General features: G+C 69.6%; 12 protein-coding genes. 5 read left to right on the top strand and 7 right to left on the bottom strand.

Going from position 1 to position 16,364, the window contains the following annotated elements:
- The first annotated feature begins 44 nt into the window (after positions 1-44).
- Positions 45-329, top strand: coding sequence for a 30S ribosomal protein S18 (gene rpsR, locus CMC5_RS47605; RefSeq protein ID WP_082363466.1), 285 nt, complete (start codon positions 45-47; stop codon positions 327-329).
- An 865-nt stretch (positions 330-1,194) separates the two neighbouring features.
- Here the strand turns inward: rpsR and CMC5_RS44650 are convergent.
- Genes CMC5_RS44650 through CMC5_RS17560 form a run of 7 tightly spaced genes read right to left on the bottom strand, consistent with a single transcriptional unit; the run spans position 1,195 to position 9,684 of the window.
- Positions 1,195-2,556: a hypothetical protein gene (locus CMC5_RS44650; RefSeq protein WP_050431519.1), complete on the bottom strand. Its 1,362-nt coding sequence runs from the start codon at positions 2,554-2,556 to the stop codon at positions 1,195-1,197.
- Positions 2,557-2,612: 56 nt separating this feature from the next.
- The gene (locus CMC5_RS17585; RefSeq protein ID WP_050431518.1) at positions 2,613-3,407 is read right to left on the bottom strand and encodes a heme ABC transporter ATP-binding protein; all 795 of its coding nucleotides are present in this window, start codon (positions 3,405-3,407) and stop codon (positions 2,613-2,615) included.
- Complete coding sequence (locus tag CMC5_RS17580; RefSeq protein WP_050431517.1) at positions 3,404-4,489, bottom strand: FecCD family ABC transporter permease; 1,086 nt, start codon at positions 4,487-4,489, stop codon at positions 3,404-3,406. The genes CMC5_RS17585 and CMC5_RS17580 overlap by 4 nt, the downstream gene beginning before the upstream one ends.
- Positions 4,486-5,445 (bottom strand): heme/hemin ABC transporter substrate-binding protein, encoded by a 960-nt coding sequence (locus CMC5_RS17575; RefSeq protein WP_050431516.1) that lies wholly within the window; start codon positions 5,443-5,445, stop codon positions 4,486-4,488. The genes CMC5_RS17580 and CMC5_RS17575 overlap by 4 nt, the downstream gene beginning before the upstream one ends.
- Entirely contained in the window at positions 5,442-6,500 is a 1,059-nt protein-coding gene (locus CMC5_RS17570; RefSeq protein ID WP_050431515.1) for a hemin-degrading factor, read from the bottom strand. Before CMC5_RS17570 ends, CMC5_RS17575 begins: the two co-directional genes overlap by 4 nt.
- Positions 6,497-7,612 carry an HmuY family protein gene (locus CMC5_RS17565; RefSeq protein WP_245678489.1) on the bottom strand — a complete coding sequence of 372 codons (1,116 nt, stop codon included), beginning with the start codon at positions 7,610-7,612 and terminating at the stop codon, positions 6,497-6,499. Before CMC5_RS17565 ends, CMC5_RS17570 begins: the two co-directional genes overlap by 4 nt.
- Entirely contained in the window at positions 7,609-9,684 is a 2,076-nt protein-coding gene (locus CMC5_RS17560) for a TonB-dependent receptor plug domain-containing protein (protein WP_245678488.1), read from the bottom strand. The genes CMC5_RS17565 and CMC5_RS17560 overlap by 4 nt, the downstream gene beginning before the upstream one ends.
- 159 nt (positions 9,685-9,843) lie before the next feature.
- Between CMC5_RS17560 and CMC5_RS17555 the strand changes: the two genes are divergently transcribed.
- The 4 genes from CMC5_RS17555 to CMC5_RS17540 all read left to right on the top strand — a co-directional run bounded on the left by CMC5_RS17555 (position 9,844) and on the right by CMC5_RS17540 (position 16,362).
- The gene (locus CMC5_RS17555; RefSeq protein ID WP_156338675.1) at positions 9,844-11,112 is read left to right on the top strand and encodes a hypothetical protein; all 1,269 of its coding nucleotides are present in this window, start codon (positions 9,844-9,846) and stop codon (positions 11,110-11,112) included.
- A 228-nt stretch (positions 11,113-11,340) separates the two neighbouring features.
- Positions 11,341-12,612 (top strand): imelysin family protein, encoded by a 1,272-nt coding sequence (locus CMC5_RS17550; RefSeq protein ID WP_082362565.1) that lies wholly within the window; start codon positions 11,341-11,343, stop codon positions 12,610-12,612.
- Complete coding sequence (locus CMC5_RS17545; protein ID WP_082362564.1) at positions 12,605-14,095, top strand: HTTM domain-containing protein; 1,491 nt, start codon at positions 12,605-12,607, stop codon at positions 14,093-14,095. Before CMC5_RS17550 ends, CMC5_RS17545 begins: the two co-directional genes overlap by 8 nt.
- Positions 14,062-16,362, top strand: a complete 2,301-nt coding sequence (locus tag CMC5_RS17540) for a TonB-dependent receptor family protein (protein WP_063796296.1) — start codon at positions 14,062-14,064, stop codon at positions 16,360-16,362. The genes CMC5_RS17545 and CMC5_RS17540 overlap by 34 nt, the downstream gene beginning before the upstream one ends.
- Positions 16,363-16,364 lie beyond the last annotated feature (2 nt).

Here is a 16,364-nt window from a genome sequence, read left to right as displayed (position 1 = left end):
TTAAAGACCAGCTACGAAATGGAGATGTCCAGATGACGACCGGAATGACGAGTGGCCCGAGAGAGGAGCGTTACCCCGATGAACTGCGGTCTCAGGGGATCCCCACGGTCGAGCGGCGGAGCCGCCGGCTGGCCGCCAGGCTGGGAATCGGTCCCGATCACGTCTTCGATTACAAGGATCCGCAAACGCTGAAGTACTTCATCAGCGAGCGCGGGAAGATCGTGCCACGGCGCATCTCGGGGCTATCGGCCCGGCAGCAGCGGCAGCTCGCGCTCGCCATCAAGCGGGCGCGCGGCATCGCCCTGCTCCCCTACACCACCAGCGGGTAGCGCGAGCGCGGCACGGAGCCCGCCGTATCAGGCGTGGCAGCCCGCAGGTCGAGCATCCCGCCAGCACAGCGTGATTCGTATGTCCGGACTGGTTTTCCCTGGGTCCGAGACGTGAACCAGGTGTCCGCCGTTTATTTTTCGTCGGGTCACCCTCGTGCCCTGGTGCCCTCCTCGAGCGACGGGGGGGAGGTCCGTCCACGACCCGGGTGCCGGAGACGATCGCGGAGCCCCTGTCCCGCGGGACACCCCTTGATGAAGGCGCCCATGGATCGGGGTCACCTGGCGCCCGGGTATCGGAAGTCGCCACGGCGGCGCCGTCACCTCCGCGACCAGGGACAGGAAGCCAGCCGACGTGACCAGGTCGGGCTCGCACCTGGATGCCGGAGGACACGAACCGGGGGTTGGATTGGAAACCATGGTCGCGTCGGCCACTCACGGGGCCTGTGCACGGGCGTGACCTGGTCGCGTCGGCCACTCACGGGCCCTGTGCACGGGCGTGACCTGGTCGCGTCGGCCACTCACGGGGCCTGTGCACGTTACAAATCGGCCTCCGGGACACCATGAGGACGGATCTGGAAGCAGCGATGCCTCCCCAATCCGCCCTCAGTGCATCAGGATGCGAGCGGCATGACCCTCATCGCGCGAGTGACATGCGCCTCCGTGCATGAGCCGCCTACCCCCTCGCTACGCAAGCAGCCTGCACCTCACCGCGTGAGCCGCATGACCCTCACCGCGTGAGCCGCATGACCCTCACCGCGTGAGCCGCATGACCCTCACCGCGTGAGCCGCATGACCCTCACCGCGTGAGCCGCATGACCCTCACCGCGCGGACCGCAGGACCCTCACCGCGCGGACCGCAGGACCCTCACCGCGCGAGTCGCATGACGGTGCCGTCCATCTGGTTGACCCAGTAGATGGCGAGGTCGTCGGCGGCGATCATGCGCGGCCTGCCCTGGCCCGTGACGAGGACCTGGGCCTGCTCGGGGGGCGAGGACGGGGCGCGGGTGATGGTCCCTTGCTGGTGGTTGGTGAAGTAGACGTCGTCACCCGCCACGGTCATGCCGTAGGCCCCGGCAGAGGGGGAGCTGCCGAGGACATCGACGGCGCCGCCGGCGAGCGGTGCCCGCGCGATCGAGGGACCGGCCGCGGTGTTGACCCAGTATACGTGCTCGGTGTCCGTCGCGAGGTAGAGGGGGAGGTCTTGCTGCTCGGCGATGGGAGCAGGTGGACCGCCAGCGAGCGGGAGGAACTGGATCGAGCCCACGTTCGCCGAGGCGACGGTCCAGTAGATGCCGCCATTGCCGAGTGCGACGCCGTACGGCTTGGTCCCGCTCACCGAGGAGAGAAGCTCGGGCGGCTGCGCTGAACCGCCGCGCGGGTGGCGCATGATCGTGCCGTTGTTGTTCGCCCAGTAGGCGTGCGTGGCGTCGACGACGATGCCCTTGGGGTTGGCTTGCCCCGTGGCGAGGGTCTCTTCACCGCCGCCGATGATCAGGGCCCTGCGGACGGTGCCGTCGGTGTAGTTGGTCCAGTAGACGTGGTCGTCGGCGACGGCGATGCCGATGAAGGGGTAGCTCTGGCCCGTCGCGATCATCTGGACGTCGCCGCCCATCTTCCGGACGCGCGCGACGCTGCCGTTCCCGGAGGCAGCCTGGCCGCCGTTGGTCCAGTAGACGTGCTCGTCGTCGAGGGCGATGGTCCAGGGATTGTTCTGCGTGTCGGCGAGCACCACGGGCTGGCAGGTGCCGGCGAGGCAGGCACCGCCCAGACAGCTGTGGCCGCAGGCGCCGCAGTGCTCGGAGCTCGCGGTCGTGTCGGTCTCGCAGACCGTGGCGGAGTTGCCATCACACTCGGCCATCGGGGCGACACAGGTCGCGCTGCCGCCGCCCGAGCCGCCTGCACCACCGACGCCTGCACCACCGACGCCTGCACCACCGACGCCTGCACCAGCACCACCTGCGCCCGCGCCACCGTCGCCTCCCGAGCCGCCGACGCCGTTGCCGCCGACGCCGTTGCCGCCGACGCCCCCGCCGCCTTCACCACCCGTGCCTGCAGCACCGGCGCCCCCCGCGCCGTCGCCACCAGCACCATGGCCCCCCGCGCCAGACGTCGTCGTGGTCGTGCTGGTCGTCGCGTCGTTCCCAGGGGGGTCGTCGCCACCGCAGGCAGCCGTGGCCGTGATCAAACCGAGGAGAAGCGCTCCCGCCCCGATGCGAAGTTCACTCATGATCGTTCCTTGTGTGACAGTGCATGGCCCCGCGGGGGCCTGCATTTCATGCTCTTTCAGAGATCGTCGGTCTCGACGAAGACGAGAGGGCGCCCGGGGCACGCAGGGTCGAAGGCGATCCGCGCGGCGACGGAGAAGACGTCGCGGAGGAGCGCTGTGGAGAGCACCTCGGAGGGCGGCCCAGCGGCGACGAGGCGACCGCGGGCGAGGACGCCGATGCGATCGGCATACTGAGCGGCGAGGCCGAGATCGTGGAGGACGACGATCACGGCGACGCCCGCCCTGGCCTCGTCACGCGCGATGCGAAGGACGCGGTGCTGGTGGGCGAGGTCCTGGCTGGCGATCGGCTCGTCGAGGAGGAGGGCACGAGGGCCTTCACTGTCCGCAGGTGGGAGCTGGGCGAGGACGCGCGCGAGCTGGACGCGCTGACGCTCGCCGCCAGAGAGCGTCGTGTAGAGGCGATCGGCCTGGCCAGCGAGGCCGACGCGGCGGAGGGCGTCGCGGGCGATGCGGAGATCGTCGGGGCGATCGGCGCCCTGGGTGTGCGGGGCGCGGCCCATGAGGGCGACCTCGAGGGCGGTGAAGGCGAAGCGGAGGCCAGCTTCCTGCGGGAGGACGGCGCGCACGCGGGCGAGCTGCTCGGGGGCGTAGCGTCCGAGGGGGCGCTCTCCGAGGAGGACGTCGCCCGTGGTGGGGGCGAGGTCGCCGGAGAGGACACGGAGGAAGGTGGATTTGCCCGCGCCGTTGGGGCCGACCAGCGCGACGCACTCGCCAGCAGCGACGCGGAGGGAGACGTCGGTGAGGAGGTCGTTGCCGCCGATGCGGACGCCGACGCCGCGGGCCTCGATCACGTGAGCCTCCCGGCAGCGCGGCTGCGCAGGAGGGCCAGAAGGAAGGGCGCGCCGAGGAAGGCGGTGAGGACGCCGAGGGGGATCTCGCCTGGCGCGATGAGGGTGCGGGCGAGGAGGTCGGCGAGGACGAGGACGAGGGCGCCGACGAGGGCGGCGCCCGGGAGGACGGCGCGGTGCTCGGGGCCGAGGACGAGGCGCACGAGGTGCGGGGCGACGAGGCCGATGAAGCTGATGAGGCCCGAAGCAGAGACGGCAGCGCCGACGCCGAAGGCGGCGGTGACCACGGCGATCCGCTGGACGCGGTCGACGCGGAGGCCGAGGTGGCGGGCCTCGGTCGGGCCGAGGAGCAGGAGGTTCAAGGGGCGCGCGAGGCGCTGGAGCAAGAAGACGCTGACGAGGAGCGGCGGGGCGGCCCACTGGAGGCTGGTCCAGGAGGCGCCGCCGAGGCTGCCGAGGGTCCAGAAGGTGATGTTGCGGAGCTGGGCGTCGCTGGCGACGTGGATGACGAGGCCGACGCCCGCGGCGGCGAGGGCGTTGATGGCGATGCCGGAGAGGAGGAGGGCGCCGTCGACGGGGTGGCCGTCGACGCGGCCGAGGTGGAGCGCGAGGGCGGCAGCGGCGAGTCCGCCGACGAAAGCGGCAGCTGGGATGAAGGCGGCGCCGATGCCGGCCGTGCCGATGCCGGCGGCGCCGACGGAGACGATGGCGAGGGCCGCGCCGAGGGAGGCGCCACTGGAGACGCCGATGAGGCCCGGATCGGCGAGGGGGTTGCGCAGGAGGCCTTGCATGGCGGCGCCGCTGGCGCCGAGGGCCGCGCCGACGAGGGCGCCGAGCAGGACGCGCGGGGCGCGGATGGCGCGAACGACGGCGATGTCCTGCTCGGTGACGTGGAACGGGAGGGTGATGCCCAGGGGTTCGAGGACGATGGCGAGGACCTGGCCGAGGGTGAGGCGGACGGCACCGATCGAGGCGGCCAGGAGCATGACGACGACGAGGAGCGCGCCGAGGGCGAGCAGCGTGGCGCGCCGGCCAGCGGGTCGGCGCGCGGCGTGGGTCAGCCCGGAGAGCGCGGTGGAACTCATGGCGCGCGGAGCTGTCGGGCGAGATCGCGGGCGGCAGCGGGGGTGCGGGGGCCGAGGCCGAGCAGGAGGAGGTCGTCGAGGGGGACGACGCGTCGGGCCTTGCCTGCGGGGGTCTGGGCGACGCCAGGGAGAGCAAGGATGCCGTCGATCCCACCGAGGGCGTCGAGGCCACGGCTGGGGACGAGGATGACCTCGGGGGCCGCAGCGACGACGGCCTCGGCGGTCATGGGTTTGTAGCCGGACAGCGTGGCGGCGGCGTTCTCGCCCCCCGCGAGGCGGATCAAGGTGTCGGGCGGCGTGTCGACGCCGGCGACGAGCTGGGTGCCTGCGCCGCGGGTGTAGATCATCAGGACGCGGGGGTGCGTCGGGAGGGCGCCGAGCTCGCGCTTCACCGCGTCGAGTTCGGCGGTGACGGTGCGCTTCAGGGTGTCGCCTTCGGCCTGCTTGCCAAGGGCCTTGGCGACGGCGTCGATGCGGTCGGCGATGCCGTCGAGCTGGGCCTCCGCAGGGATGACGTGGGTGGGGATGCCGGCAGCCTGGATCTGGGTGATCGCGGCGGGCGGCCCGGCCTCGGAGGACAGGAGGACGAGGGTGGGACGCTGGGCGAGGACGCCCTCGGTGGCGATGGTGCGCTGGTAGCCGACCTTGGGGAGCTTGTTGGCCTCGTCGGGGTAGAGGCTGGAGGTGTCGACGGCGACGACGTCCGGGCCTGCGCCGAGGGCGTAGACGATCTCGGTGACGGGGCCGCCGACGGAGACGATGCGGGCCGGCGCGGTGGTGGCGCCGGGCGTACCTCGATACGCGCTCGCCGGGCCCGGGTCGCTGGGCGCCGCGCTCGACTCGCTGCGCGCGCTGCCCGGCTCACCGCCTGCGGGTGTGCGCTCGCGGCACGCGCAGAGAAGGCTGGCGAGCAGCACGAGGAGGCTGGCGAGCGCAGGCCGGTGGAGCGCGTTCACGGGCTGGCCTCGGGGAGCTCGCTCAGCAGATCGCGCCACAGCGCCGACTCGGTCTGCCCTGGTTTGCGCTTGCCGAAGAGGAACGCGACGGTCTCGCCGGCCGCGTCGAACAGCTCCAGGGAGGTGACGGGGCCATCCTCGGTGGGCTTGCGGACGATCCACGCCTCGGCGATGCGCTCGGTGCGCACGTGCAAGTTGAAGCGAGGATCGAGCACGTTGAGCCAGGCGCCGAGGGGCTCGACACGATGGACGGGGCCCGTGTGGATCTGGATGGCGCCACGGCTGCCGACGAAGATCATGATCGGGAGGGCGCGCTCGGCGGCGCTCCCGAGGACATGGGTGAGGTACGAGGGCGGGACGCGGCGGGCACGCTCGGCGCCCGCCAGGCGGAGGGCCTGGGTGCGGGTGACACCGAAGCTGCGGAGCAGCCCGTGGAATCCGTGGACGTCGGTGAGGCCATCCCAGGCGTCACGGAAGGCGACGACGTCGATGGCATCGTCGGGCTTCGGCGTGGCGCTCGGGGTGGCGCCTTGGGGCCGGAACACGGGCTCTTGATCGGCGCTCTGGTACGCCTTGATCAGCGCCTCGTACGCAGGAAGGCGGTCGTCTTCTTCGAGGTAGACCTTGTGAATCGAGTCTCCCTGTCGATCGAAGAACTGGAGGCTGCGGCGGACGCCACGGGGGCTCTCGTCGCGGACGGCGAAGCAGGCGGCCCAGTGGTCGAGGAAGAGGCGAAGGTCGATCTCTTCGCCGACGACCTGGCCCATGCGGCCCGAGATCTCGACGCGCTCGAAACGGCCGCGGCGCTCGATGACTGCCGTCTCGTTGCGGGTGATGGTCTTCACGTCACCGAGAGACGGGAGACGGAGGAGCAGCACGGTCATGTCGCCTTCGAGGCGCGTGACGCCGTCGCCGCAGCGGGTGGCCAGAAGCTCCGCTTCGCTGACGCCGAGCGCTGCAGCGGCATCACGCGGCCATGCGCGGGGGTGCTCGCGGCGGTAGTCGGCCCATCGCTGCTGGAGGCTCGGGATCGGCTCGGACGCGGCGGCGGTCACGGCTCGGCCCCTTCGCGGCGGACGCGCAGGACGACGCGGCCGGGGGAGTCTGCCGTGGCGCCCTCGAAGCGGTCGAAGCGCACGATGTACCGGGTCTCGCTGGCCGCGGCGCGCACCACCCACGAGCCGTCTTCGGGCGTCGGCAGCTCACCATCGCGATCGAGCCAGTACTGCGAGAACGCGCTGATGATGCGGTCACCGCGGTAGTCGAGCGCGGGCGCGGTCAGGGCGGCGTGATCGACGGCGTCGAAGCGGGCCTGCTCGGTGGCGGGCGTGCGGGCCTGGATCTGCTCGAGCTTCTCCGCGTCGGTCTCGGCGGCGTTGAGGTCGATGGCCCCAGTGCCACGCGGGCCACTCAGCTCGCCGTTCACGAGCACCGTCTCGCGGCGGAAGCAGAGGTGCCAGTCGGAGCTGCTGCTCGCCTGGGCGGGAGTCTTCTCCAGGCGCGTCCCGGTGGCGAGATCGAGGCACTCGCTCGGTGCGTCGATGGGGCCTCCGGCGCCACCGGCATAGGCGTTGAGATCGGCGACGGTCATCGTGGGCTCGACGCCCGACGCCGTGACCTCGGCGTAACGAAGCTGGACGAGCGCGCTCACGGGCGCCCCCTGGGCCTCACCGTAGTACCCGAGGAGCTGCACCTTCCACAGGCGACCCCCGTCCTTGATGGCGTGGACGTGGTAGCGACTCCACAGGCGGTGGGTGTTGCCGTCGTAAAGGTACCAGCCGAGGAAAGCTCCCCCGAGCTTGTCGGCGATCATGAAGGGGATGTCCGAGGGGATCTCGCCGCTGTCGAAGACCTCGGGCCCGAGGGGTCCGAAGGCGCCGGCGTTCGCGGAGCCCGAGGGGCCGCTGTTCGTGTAGACGTCGTAGCCCGAGAAGGAGAGGTCCCAGTCGGACTGACCTGCACCTCCCTCCACCACCTCGGGTCCCTCCAGGCGCACGTAGGCGTGCCCCGTGGCGGGCACCTCCACCACCAGCTCCTTGCCTTCACCCGTCGGGGTCGTCGGCGTCCCGCCGCTCCCGCCGCCCCCGTCGCCGACCGACTCGGTGCACGCCGGACAGGCGAGACCCAGCGCCGCGACGAGCATCCACCGCTGCTTGTTGTTCTTCATGGCTCCTCCGATGGCAGCTCGGCGATCAAGCCGAGATAAACGGCGCGACCGTCGAACGGTCGCTGATCCCCCATGCGCCCTGGCTCGCGCCGGGCGGCAAGTGCATTCCGCATCCCGATGTAGGCCTGGGCGCCCGACCACAGCCCGCGGGCGAGCCGCAGATCGAGCGAGTTGAAGCCGGGAGAGCGCAGATCCTCGTCGACGAACGTGCTGGTCACCGCGCGGAACCGGGCGACGAGCTCGAAGTCGGCCGGGAGGTCGGCGCGCAAGGCGGCCATCACGGTATGGGGTGGACGGCCGGAGAGCGGGCGCTCGTTGGTGTCGTCGCGCGTCCAGAGGTAGGCGTAACCCAGCTCGGCGCTCAGCCAGTCGAAGGGGCGGAGCGTGACGCGCGCGTCGACACCGGAGGTCCTGGCCTTCGCCACGTTGCTGTACGAGTAGGTGTCGATGCCCCCGAACGACGACGAGGGATCGAGGGCGAAGTCGATCAGGTCGTCGATCCAGGTCACGAAGCCGCCAGCTCGGAAGCTCACCTCGTCGGTGATCTTGAGCGAGACGTCTCCCGTCACGCCCCACGAAGCCTCGGGCGAGAGATCGGGGTTGCCGATCACGCGGTAGCCGTAGAAGGAGTGATCGAACAGGAAGCCCAGCTCCTTGGCGCTCGGCGCGCGGAAGCCGCGTCCGCCAGCGAGGCGGAGCGAGAGGCGCGAGGTGGGCCGGTACGCGATCGACAGGCGGGGCGCGATCACGCCGCCGTAACGCAGGTGCATCTCGCCGCGGATGCCGGGCATGATCGTCAGCTCGTCGAAGGGCTTCCACGAGAACTGGCTGTAGAGCGCGGCCACGCCGAGGCGGGTGAGCGGGACCTCCTCGGTCTCGTGGGTGGAGAGCGAGGTGCCGTCGGTCTCGGTCTTCGTGATCCGCTGGGTCAGCTCCTCCATCTCGGCGCGGGCGCCGATCACCCAGGTCCTCGTCTTGCCATCCACGATCGTGGCGATGGCCTCCATGCTCTGCATGGTCCCTTCGCGGTCGCGCACCTCGTCGAGCGGCGAGTCGCGGCGATCCTTCCGGTTCTCCTGGAAGATCCACTGTCGCCCGACAGTGAGCCGCAGGTTGGAGCCGCCGCGCAGATCGATGTCCTCGGCGAGGTGGAGCGCGACGCGGTTGGAGACGGAGGGGAGATCCAGCACGTAGTCCCCGAGACCCGGGATGCGCTGCACCTCGGTCCCCTCGGAGACGTCGTTCAGCCAGCGGGCGCGGGCGCGCAGGTTGATCCGCGATCCGATGGCGGTCCCTGCGCGCAGGCCGATTGCGCGCTGTTTTCGAGCAGGCGCGAGGAGCGCAGGCTCGTTTCCTTCGAAGGGGACGCCAGCACGGTCCTCGACGGTCACGTCGGCGCCTGCCCAGGTATCGTCGCCGCGGTAGGCGCTGCTGCCCTGGAGGAGAAAGCCAGGTCGGAGGCGCCCTTCGAGGCGCACTCGCCCACTCAGACCGAGCAGCGCAGGCGGCGCAGAGATCACGTTGACGACCCCGCCGATGGCGCTGGCTCCGTAGAGCGCGCTCATCGGGCCCGCGACGACCTCCACCCGAGCCACGTCCGTCAGCGGCAGGGAGGAGAGATCGATGGCGCCGCCGACGTCACCGATGACGCGCTCACCGTCTTCGAGCACCAGCACCCGATCACGGTCGAAGCCCTGGATCTGGATCGCACTCGGGTTCCCCAGGGCGCCGTACGCGCCAGGGTTCACCTGGACGCCGAGCTGCCCTTCGAGCGCCTCGGCGACGTTGGTCGCGCCGCGTCGCTCGGCCTCCTTCCGGGTGACGACGTCGGTGCGGACCGTCGCGCGCTGGACGGACTCGGGCGTGCGGGTGCCCGTGACGACGATCTCGCTCGGCGCTTCGCCGGACGCGCTCGGAGCCGCCTCGCGCGGAGGCGCTTCCGCAGGCGGGGTCGAGGGCGCTTCAGGCGGGGGAGGTGCTTGCGCCGCAGCCTCCGTGGTGGCTGCGAACAGCGAGAACAGCACGCCTCCGAGCGCTTTTGCACGCGTCAGCGACCCCTGTCCCCCGCTCACACATCGTCTCACCACCAACGAAGAGGCTCCAGCTTTGGAAGTTGAAAGTCTGTTTCAAGTTCCTATTTACGAGAATAGGGAACTTGAAAACCACTTTCAACACTTGTAGCGTCGCCGCGTTCCCAACGTCTGGGGACCGCTTTCGTTAAGGAGAACTCGATGCTTCGTTCTGTGATCGTCCGTGCGCTCGCGCTGTCCTTGCCGTTCGTTCTCGTCAACGTCGGTTGCGGCGGTGATGACGATGGCGACACGCAAACCACGACGACCACCACGACCACGTCCTCGACTGGAGGATCGGGTGGGGAGGGTGGGAATGGCTCCGGCGGCAACGGCGGAGAGGGTGGCTCGGTGCAGGCGGAATGCGCGCCTGCAGATCCCGAGACTTACGACGGCACGAACTTCGCGACCAACGCGGCGACCGAACTCGCCCTGCGCAACCAGCTCAACGCGCTGAACGGCCTGATGAGGAATGCGGAGACCGATCTGACGGTGACGCCGACCTCCGATGAACTCGTCGCCCTGTTCGACGCGGGGACGCCCAGCCTCCGTGATGCGACGACCACGTACTACCAGGGCGAGATCGAGGCGGCCTTCGATCTGTTCGCCGCTGCCGCGGGGAACACCTGGACGCCGGCGTCTCCGCCCGTGGGCGACGGCGGGAAGTACGGCGCCTACATCTTCTCCGCGCACGGGAACGACCTGCGCCAGACGGTCGAGAAGGGGCTCTTCGGCGCCGCCTTCTACCACCACGCCGCATCGCTTTCGGTGGGCCCGATCGAGGAGGCGACCATCGATCAGATCCTCGCCGCGTTCGGTGCGCACCCGACGTTCCCGGGCGACAGCGAGACGGCCGACCCGACCGTGAACCCGAACCCGGATCGCATCGGCGCGCAGTACGCCGAGCGCCGCAGCCCGAAGGATCCGGGCGATTCGAGCCGCCCGCTGGATGCCGCGAACCCCGGGCCCTACTTCCGCATCAAGGCGAACCTCATCAAGGCCCAGGCGGCGGTGCGGGCAGGCGCGGAGTGCAACGCGGTGCGCGATCAGGCGATCAAGGACGTGCTGCTCGACTGGGAGCGGGTCAACGCCGCCACCGTGATCTACTACATGAACAGCGCGGCGACGCAGCTCACCACGGACAACGCGCCCGAGACCACGCTGGCCGCCGGCCTGCACGGCTACGGCGAGGGCGTCGCGTTCCTCCACGGGTTCCGGCAGCTTCCCGCAACCGCTCGGCTGATCACCGACGCGCAGATCGACGCGCTGCTGGAGCTCATCCACGCGCCCATCGGCCAGGATCCCCGCTCCTACGAGCTGATCACCGACGGGTCGTCGACGGTGCCGGCGCTGGCGCTCGCGATCGAGCAGCTCGCCACCATCTACAGCTTCTCGGCGCAAGACGTGGAGGCGTTCAAGGTCAACCACTGAGAGGCTGAGCGGGAGAGCGTCGCGAGCGCCCTGCCCAGAGGAGGCCGACCGAGGAGCCCACACGGGATTCGAGGGAAGCCGAGCGGTGGGACAGGGCGCTCCGTGCGCTTTGCCGGTCTGCTCTCGATCCGGTTCACGTCGTCGAGGAAGGTCGTCCGAGGAAGGTCGTCCGAGGAAGGGCGTCCGAGGAAGGACGTCCGAGGAAGGTCGTCGAGGAAGGTTGAAGCAATGCGTAGGTCTCGAGATGTTCGCCTGCTCGCTGGGGCGCCGATTGCAGCAGGATTCGTTCTCTATGCGCTTTCGAGCGGCTGCGAACGGGTGTCGTACTACTCCATCTCGGGCGGCGATCCCTCGGGGCCTGGCGCCCCCACGACCACGACCACAGGACCCGGTGCCGGCCCAGGCACCGAGGTGACACGCGCGCAGGTGCTCGCCGCCGTGGGCGCTTGCGCGGCCCCGCTGTACCAGAGCGTGGCCACGGCGGTGGCAGAGTTCGACACCGCCACACGGGCTGCGGTCGGCGGCGATGCGGAGGCACGCACGACCGCGCGCGAGGCCTGGACGAAGACCATCGGCCTCTGGCAGCAAGCGGAGGTCATCCGGATCGGTGCGGCCGGCCCGGCAGCACTCCCGCACGGGCAGGCGCTGCGTGACTACATGTATTCGTGGCCCCTCACCAGCCGGTGCTTGATGGAGCAGACGCTCACGTCGAAAGCCTATGAGGCGCCGACCTTCGCCCAGACGGCGCTGATCAACATGCGTGGTCTCGCCGCGGCGGAGTATCTCCTGTTCTACGAGGGCTCGGACAACGCCTGCAATGCGACCGCGAGCATCAACTCGGCTGGCACCTGGGCTGCGCTCGGTGCCGCAGAGATCGCTGCGCGCAAGGCAGCCTACGCCGCCGTCGTCACGACCGATCTGACGGCGAGGTCACGGCAGCTCGCCGACTCATGGGCGCCGGACCAGGGGAATTTCGGCGCAATCCTCGGCGCTGCCGGGACGTCTGGCTCGCCGTTCGCGAGCGCGCAGGCCGCCCTCAACGCGGTGAGCGACGGGATGTTCTACGTGGAGCGAGAGGTCAAGGACATGAAGCTCGGCCGACCTCTCGGGGTCTGGGGAGAGTGCGCGAGCACGTCATGCCCGGAAGCGGTCGAGTCACGCTACGCCCTCATCGCCGCGGAGCACGTGAAGAACAATCTCATCGGGTTCCGGCGGCTCTTCGCGGGCTGCGAGGAGAGCGAGAACATCGGCTTCGACGATCTGCTCGTCAGCATCGGCGCAGGCTCGCTGGCCGAGCGGATGACCGCCGATGTCGACGGAGCCATCGCCACGGCGGAGGCGATGTCGAACCCGGACCTCGTCGAGGGACTGAGCACCCGGCGTTCGGAGGTCGAGGCGCTGCATGCGAGCGTCAAGCGGATCACGGACGCACTCAAGACCGAGTTCGTGTCGGTCCTCGATCTCGAACTGCCGCAGGTGGTCGAGGGAGACAATGACTGAAGAGGAGGGTGCGGCGCCGAGAGGCCTCCGTCGAGACTGGCTCACTCGCGTCCGCGCAGTGTTGCTGGCCCCGAAGGATGCGGCCTCTCTCGCGGCGTTCCGCATCCTCTTCGGGATCCTCGGCTTCGTCAGCGCGCTCCGCTTCCAGGTGTATGGCTGGGTGGACCAGCTCTTCGTCGAGCCGCAGTTCACCTTCCATTACTTCGGCGCGGCGTGGGTGCGTCAGCTCGGGCCGACGGCGACCCACGCGCTCTTCGGGGCGCTGACGGTGCTCTCCGCGTGCGTCGCGCTCGGGCTGTTCTATCGGCCCGCCATCTTCCTCGTGTTCCTGGGGTTCACGTACGTCCAGCTGCTCGACGTCACGAACTACCTGAACCACTACGTTCTCTTCAGCCTTCTCGCGGCGTTGATGACGCTCATGCCGCTCAACGGCAAGTGGTCGATCGACGCACTCCTGTTCCCCCGCCTCCGCCGGGAGACGTTCCCCACCTGGTGCACCTACCTGCTCCGGTTCCAGGTCGGAACGGTCTACACGTGCGCAGGGCTCGCGAAGGTCACGGAGGACTGGCTGGTTCACGCTCAGCCGCTCCAGATCTGGCTCGCTGCGCGAACGGATACGCCGCTGATCGGCCCGCTGCTCACGCTCCCCGGCGCCGGTCACGTCATGAGCTGGGCGGGGTGTCTGTTCGATCTGAGCGTCGCATGGTTCCTGCTCTTCGGGCGGACGCGCCCCTTCGCGTACGTGGCAGTGCTGGTCTTCCACGCGCTGACCAAGATGCTGTTCCCGATCGGGATGTTCCCGGCCATCATGGTCGTCGCCGCCACAGTGTTCTTCGCCCCGAGCTGGCCCAGGCGGTACCTGCGCCACATTCCCTGGCTGCGAGGCGCCCAGGACGCTCCCATCGACGGTGCAGAAGCGCCCGCTTCCACGCGCCGCCCTGCAGCGCCCCCCACCCATGCGCCGACGATGAAGCTCAAGCTCGCGCTCGGGCTGGGGGCCGTGTACATGGCCATCCAGATCTTCTTGCCGCTGCGCACCCACCTCTACGGAGGCAACGTGCTCTGGCACGAGCAAGGCATGAGGTTCTCCTGGCGCGTCATGGTCCGCGAGAAGAACGGCAGCGTGACTTACCGGCTGACGCATCCAGAGACCGGGCGGGTGACCGAAGTGCACCCGCGCAAGTACCTGGATCAACGACAACAGCGCGAGTTCTCCACCCAGCCCGATCTCATCCTCCAGCTCGCGCAGCACATCGCACGCGACGTCGGGAACCGAGAGGGCGTTCGTCCCATCGTCCAGGTCGACGCCATCGCGTCCCTCAACGGACGTCGGGCCGCACGTCTCATCGATCCCGAGGTCGACCTCGCCAGTATCTCTGACTCGCTCGCCCGCGCTGCGTGGATTCTCCCCGCACCGACCGAGCCTCCCCCCGCAATCCGTCCCGTCGCATGGAAATCCGCAAGCAGCGCCGCCTTCCCCTGATCACCCCCTTTCTCGCCGTCCTCCTCGCCACACCGTTCGCCTCCGCTCAGGAAGCGACCGATGCCCCCCCAGGTGATGAGCCCCGGCCGGCAACGGGAGCGCTCGACGTCGAGATCGGCGTCGCCTCTGGCTCCGAGGAGAGCGCCGAGGCCGAGGGTGCTCCCCCCTCCGATCCCACCGAGGTCACCGTGGTGGGGACACGCGCCCAGGAGACGAGTGGCTCCGCGCACGTCATTCGACCCAAGCAGCTCGAGCGCTTCGAGTACGACGATCCGCACCAGGTCCTCCTGAGCGTCCCCGGCGTCTACGTCCGCGGGGAAGACGGCTTCGGGCTCCGACCCAACATCGGGATGCGCGGCGCGATCTCGGATCGCAGCAAGAAGATCACGCTGATGGAGGACGGTGTCCTCTTCGGGCCGGCGCCGTACAGCGCCCCCGCGGCGTACTACTTCCCTCTGATCACGCGGATGAACTCGGTGCGCGTGGTGAAGGGCCCGTCGGCCATCGTCTACGGACCGCACACGGTCGCCGGCGCCATCGATCTGGTCACGGCGCCGATCCCCGACACGCGCAAGGTGATGATCGACGTCGCCATGGGCCAGTACCTCTCCCGCAAGCTTCACGTGCGTGCGGGGGTCTCGGACGAGTCAGGGCGGCTCGGCATCCTCATCGAGGGCGTCCACCTGGGGAACACGGGCTTCAAGGATCTCGACGGGGGTGGGGACACGGGCTTCACCCGCAACGAGTGGATGCTGAAGGGTCGCTACGATCTGGGCACCCGAGGCGGCATCCACCAGGAGCTGGAGCTCAAGGCGGGCTACTCCAACGAGATCTCGCACGAGACCTACCTGGGCCTGACGGACGCCGACTTCGCAGTGACACCGTACCGGCGGTACGTCGCCAGCAAGCTCGACCGGATGGAGTTCCACAGGACGCAGCTCGCGTTGACGCACCGGATGAAGTTCGGGAGCGAGGTGGAGCTCGTGACGACGGGCTATCGCCACGATCTGCACCGGATCTGGGACCGCGTGCACAGCTTCCGCGGCGCGGCACTCTCGCAGGTGCTGAGCAACCCGTCGGATCCGCGCAACGCCGTCTATTACAACGTGCTCACGGGGGCCATCCCGCCCACCACCTCCGAGGAGTCGCTGGTCTTCGGGCCGAACGATCGGGCATTCGTCTCTCAAGGGGTGCAGTCCACACTGCACTGGAGGCCGCGCACGGGGCCCATCACGCACCGCATCGAGCTGGGGACGCGGATCCACTACGACTCGATCGCGCGCATCCACAACCGTGACGGCTACCTGGTCGAGGGGACCCGGCTCGAGCACGACGGGTCTCCGACCGTGTACGAGGCCAACAACGAGGCATCGACGCTGGCGCTCTCCATGTACGCCGTCGACGCGGCGACCTGGGGGCCAGTGACGCTGACGGCGGGTGCACGGATCGAGTCGATCCGCGGCGAGTTCAACGACAACCAGAGTGATGTGCGGACTCTCGCGCTGCAGCAGGTGGCGCTCCCCGGGGCTGGCCTCTTCGTCGCACTGCCGCTGGATCTCGGCGCGTTCGTCGGCCTTCATCAGGGGTTCTCGCCAGTCCCACCGGGCCAGAACGACTTCGTCAGGCCCGAGAAGAGCGTGAACTACGAGGCCGGCTTGCGGTGGTCACCACGCCGCTTCCGGGCCGAGCTGGTCGGGTTCTACAACGACTACTCGAACCTCTCGAACGTGTGCACGTACTCCACGGGATGCCTCAACGAGAACATCGACCAGCAGTACGACGGCGGGCGCGCGCGCGTGTACGGTCTCGAAGGGTACGTGGAGAGCGAGTACCAGCTCACCGAGGGGATCGCGCTCCCTGGCAGGCTGGCGTACACGTTCACGCAGGCGGAATTCGCGAGTGACTTCAGCTCGGCGGATCCGATCTTCGGGACGGTGTTCGCCGGTGACACTGTCCCCTACGTGCCCACGCACCAGCTCTACGCATCGATCGGGCTGGAGACACGTCGGTTCGGCGTGAACGTGGGAGGGACCTACGTGAGCCAGATGCGGGAGATCGCCGGCCGAGGAGATCCAGGACCGGGAGAGGCGACGGATGCCTACTTCCTGCTCGATGCCAGCGCGAGCGTGAAGGTGCTCGACTGGTTGAGCGTGTACACGACGGGCCGGAACCTGCTGAACAGCGCCTACCTGGCGTCACGGCGGCCGTTCGGAGCGCGGCCCGGCGCGCCGATCTGGGTGCAGGTCGGCGCGAAGATCGAACTCTGAGC

The organism is Chondromyces crocatus (assembly GCF_001189295.1).
Classification (GTDB): Bacteria; Myxococcota_A; Polyangia; order Polyangiales; family Polyangiaceae; genus Chondromyces; species Chondromyces crocatus.
This window is presented reverse-complemented; position numbering and strand designations above follow the sequence as displayed.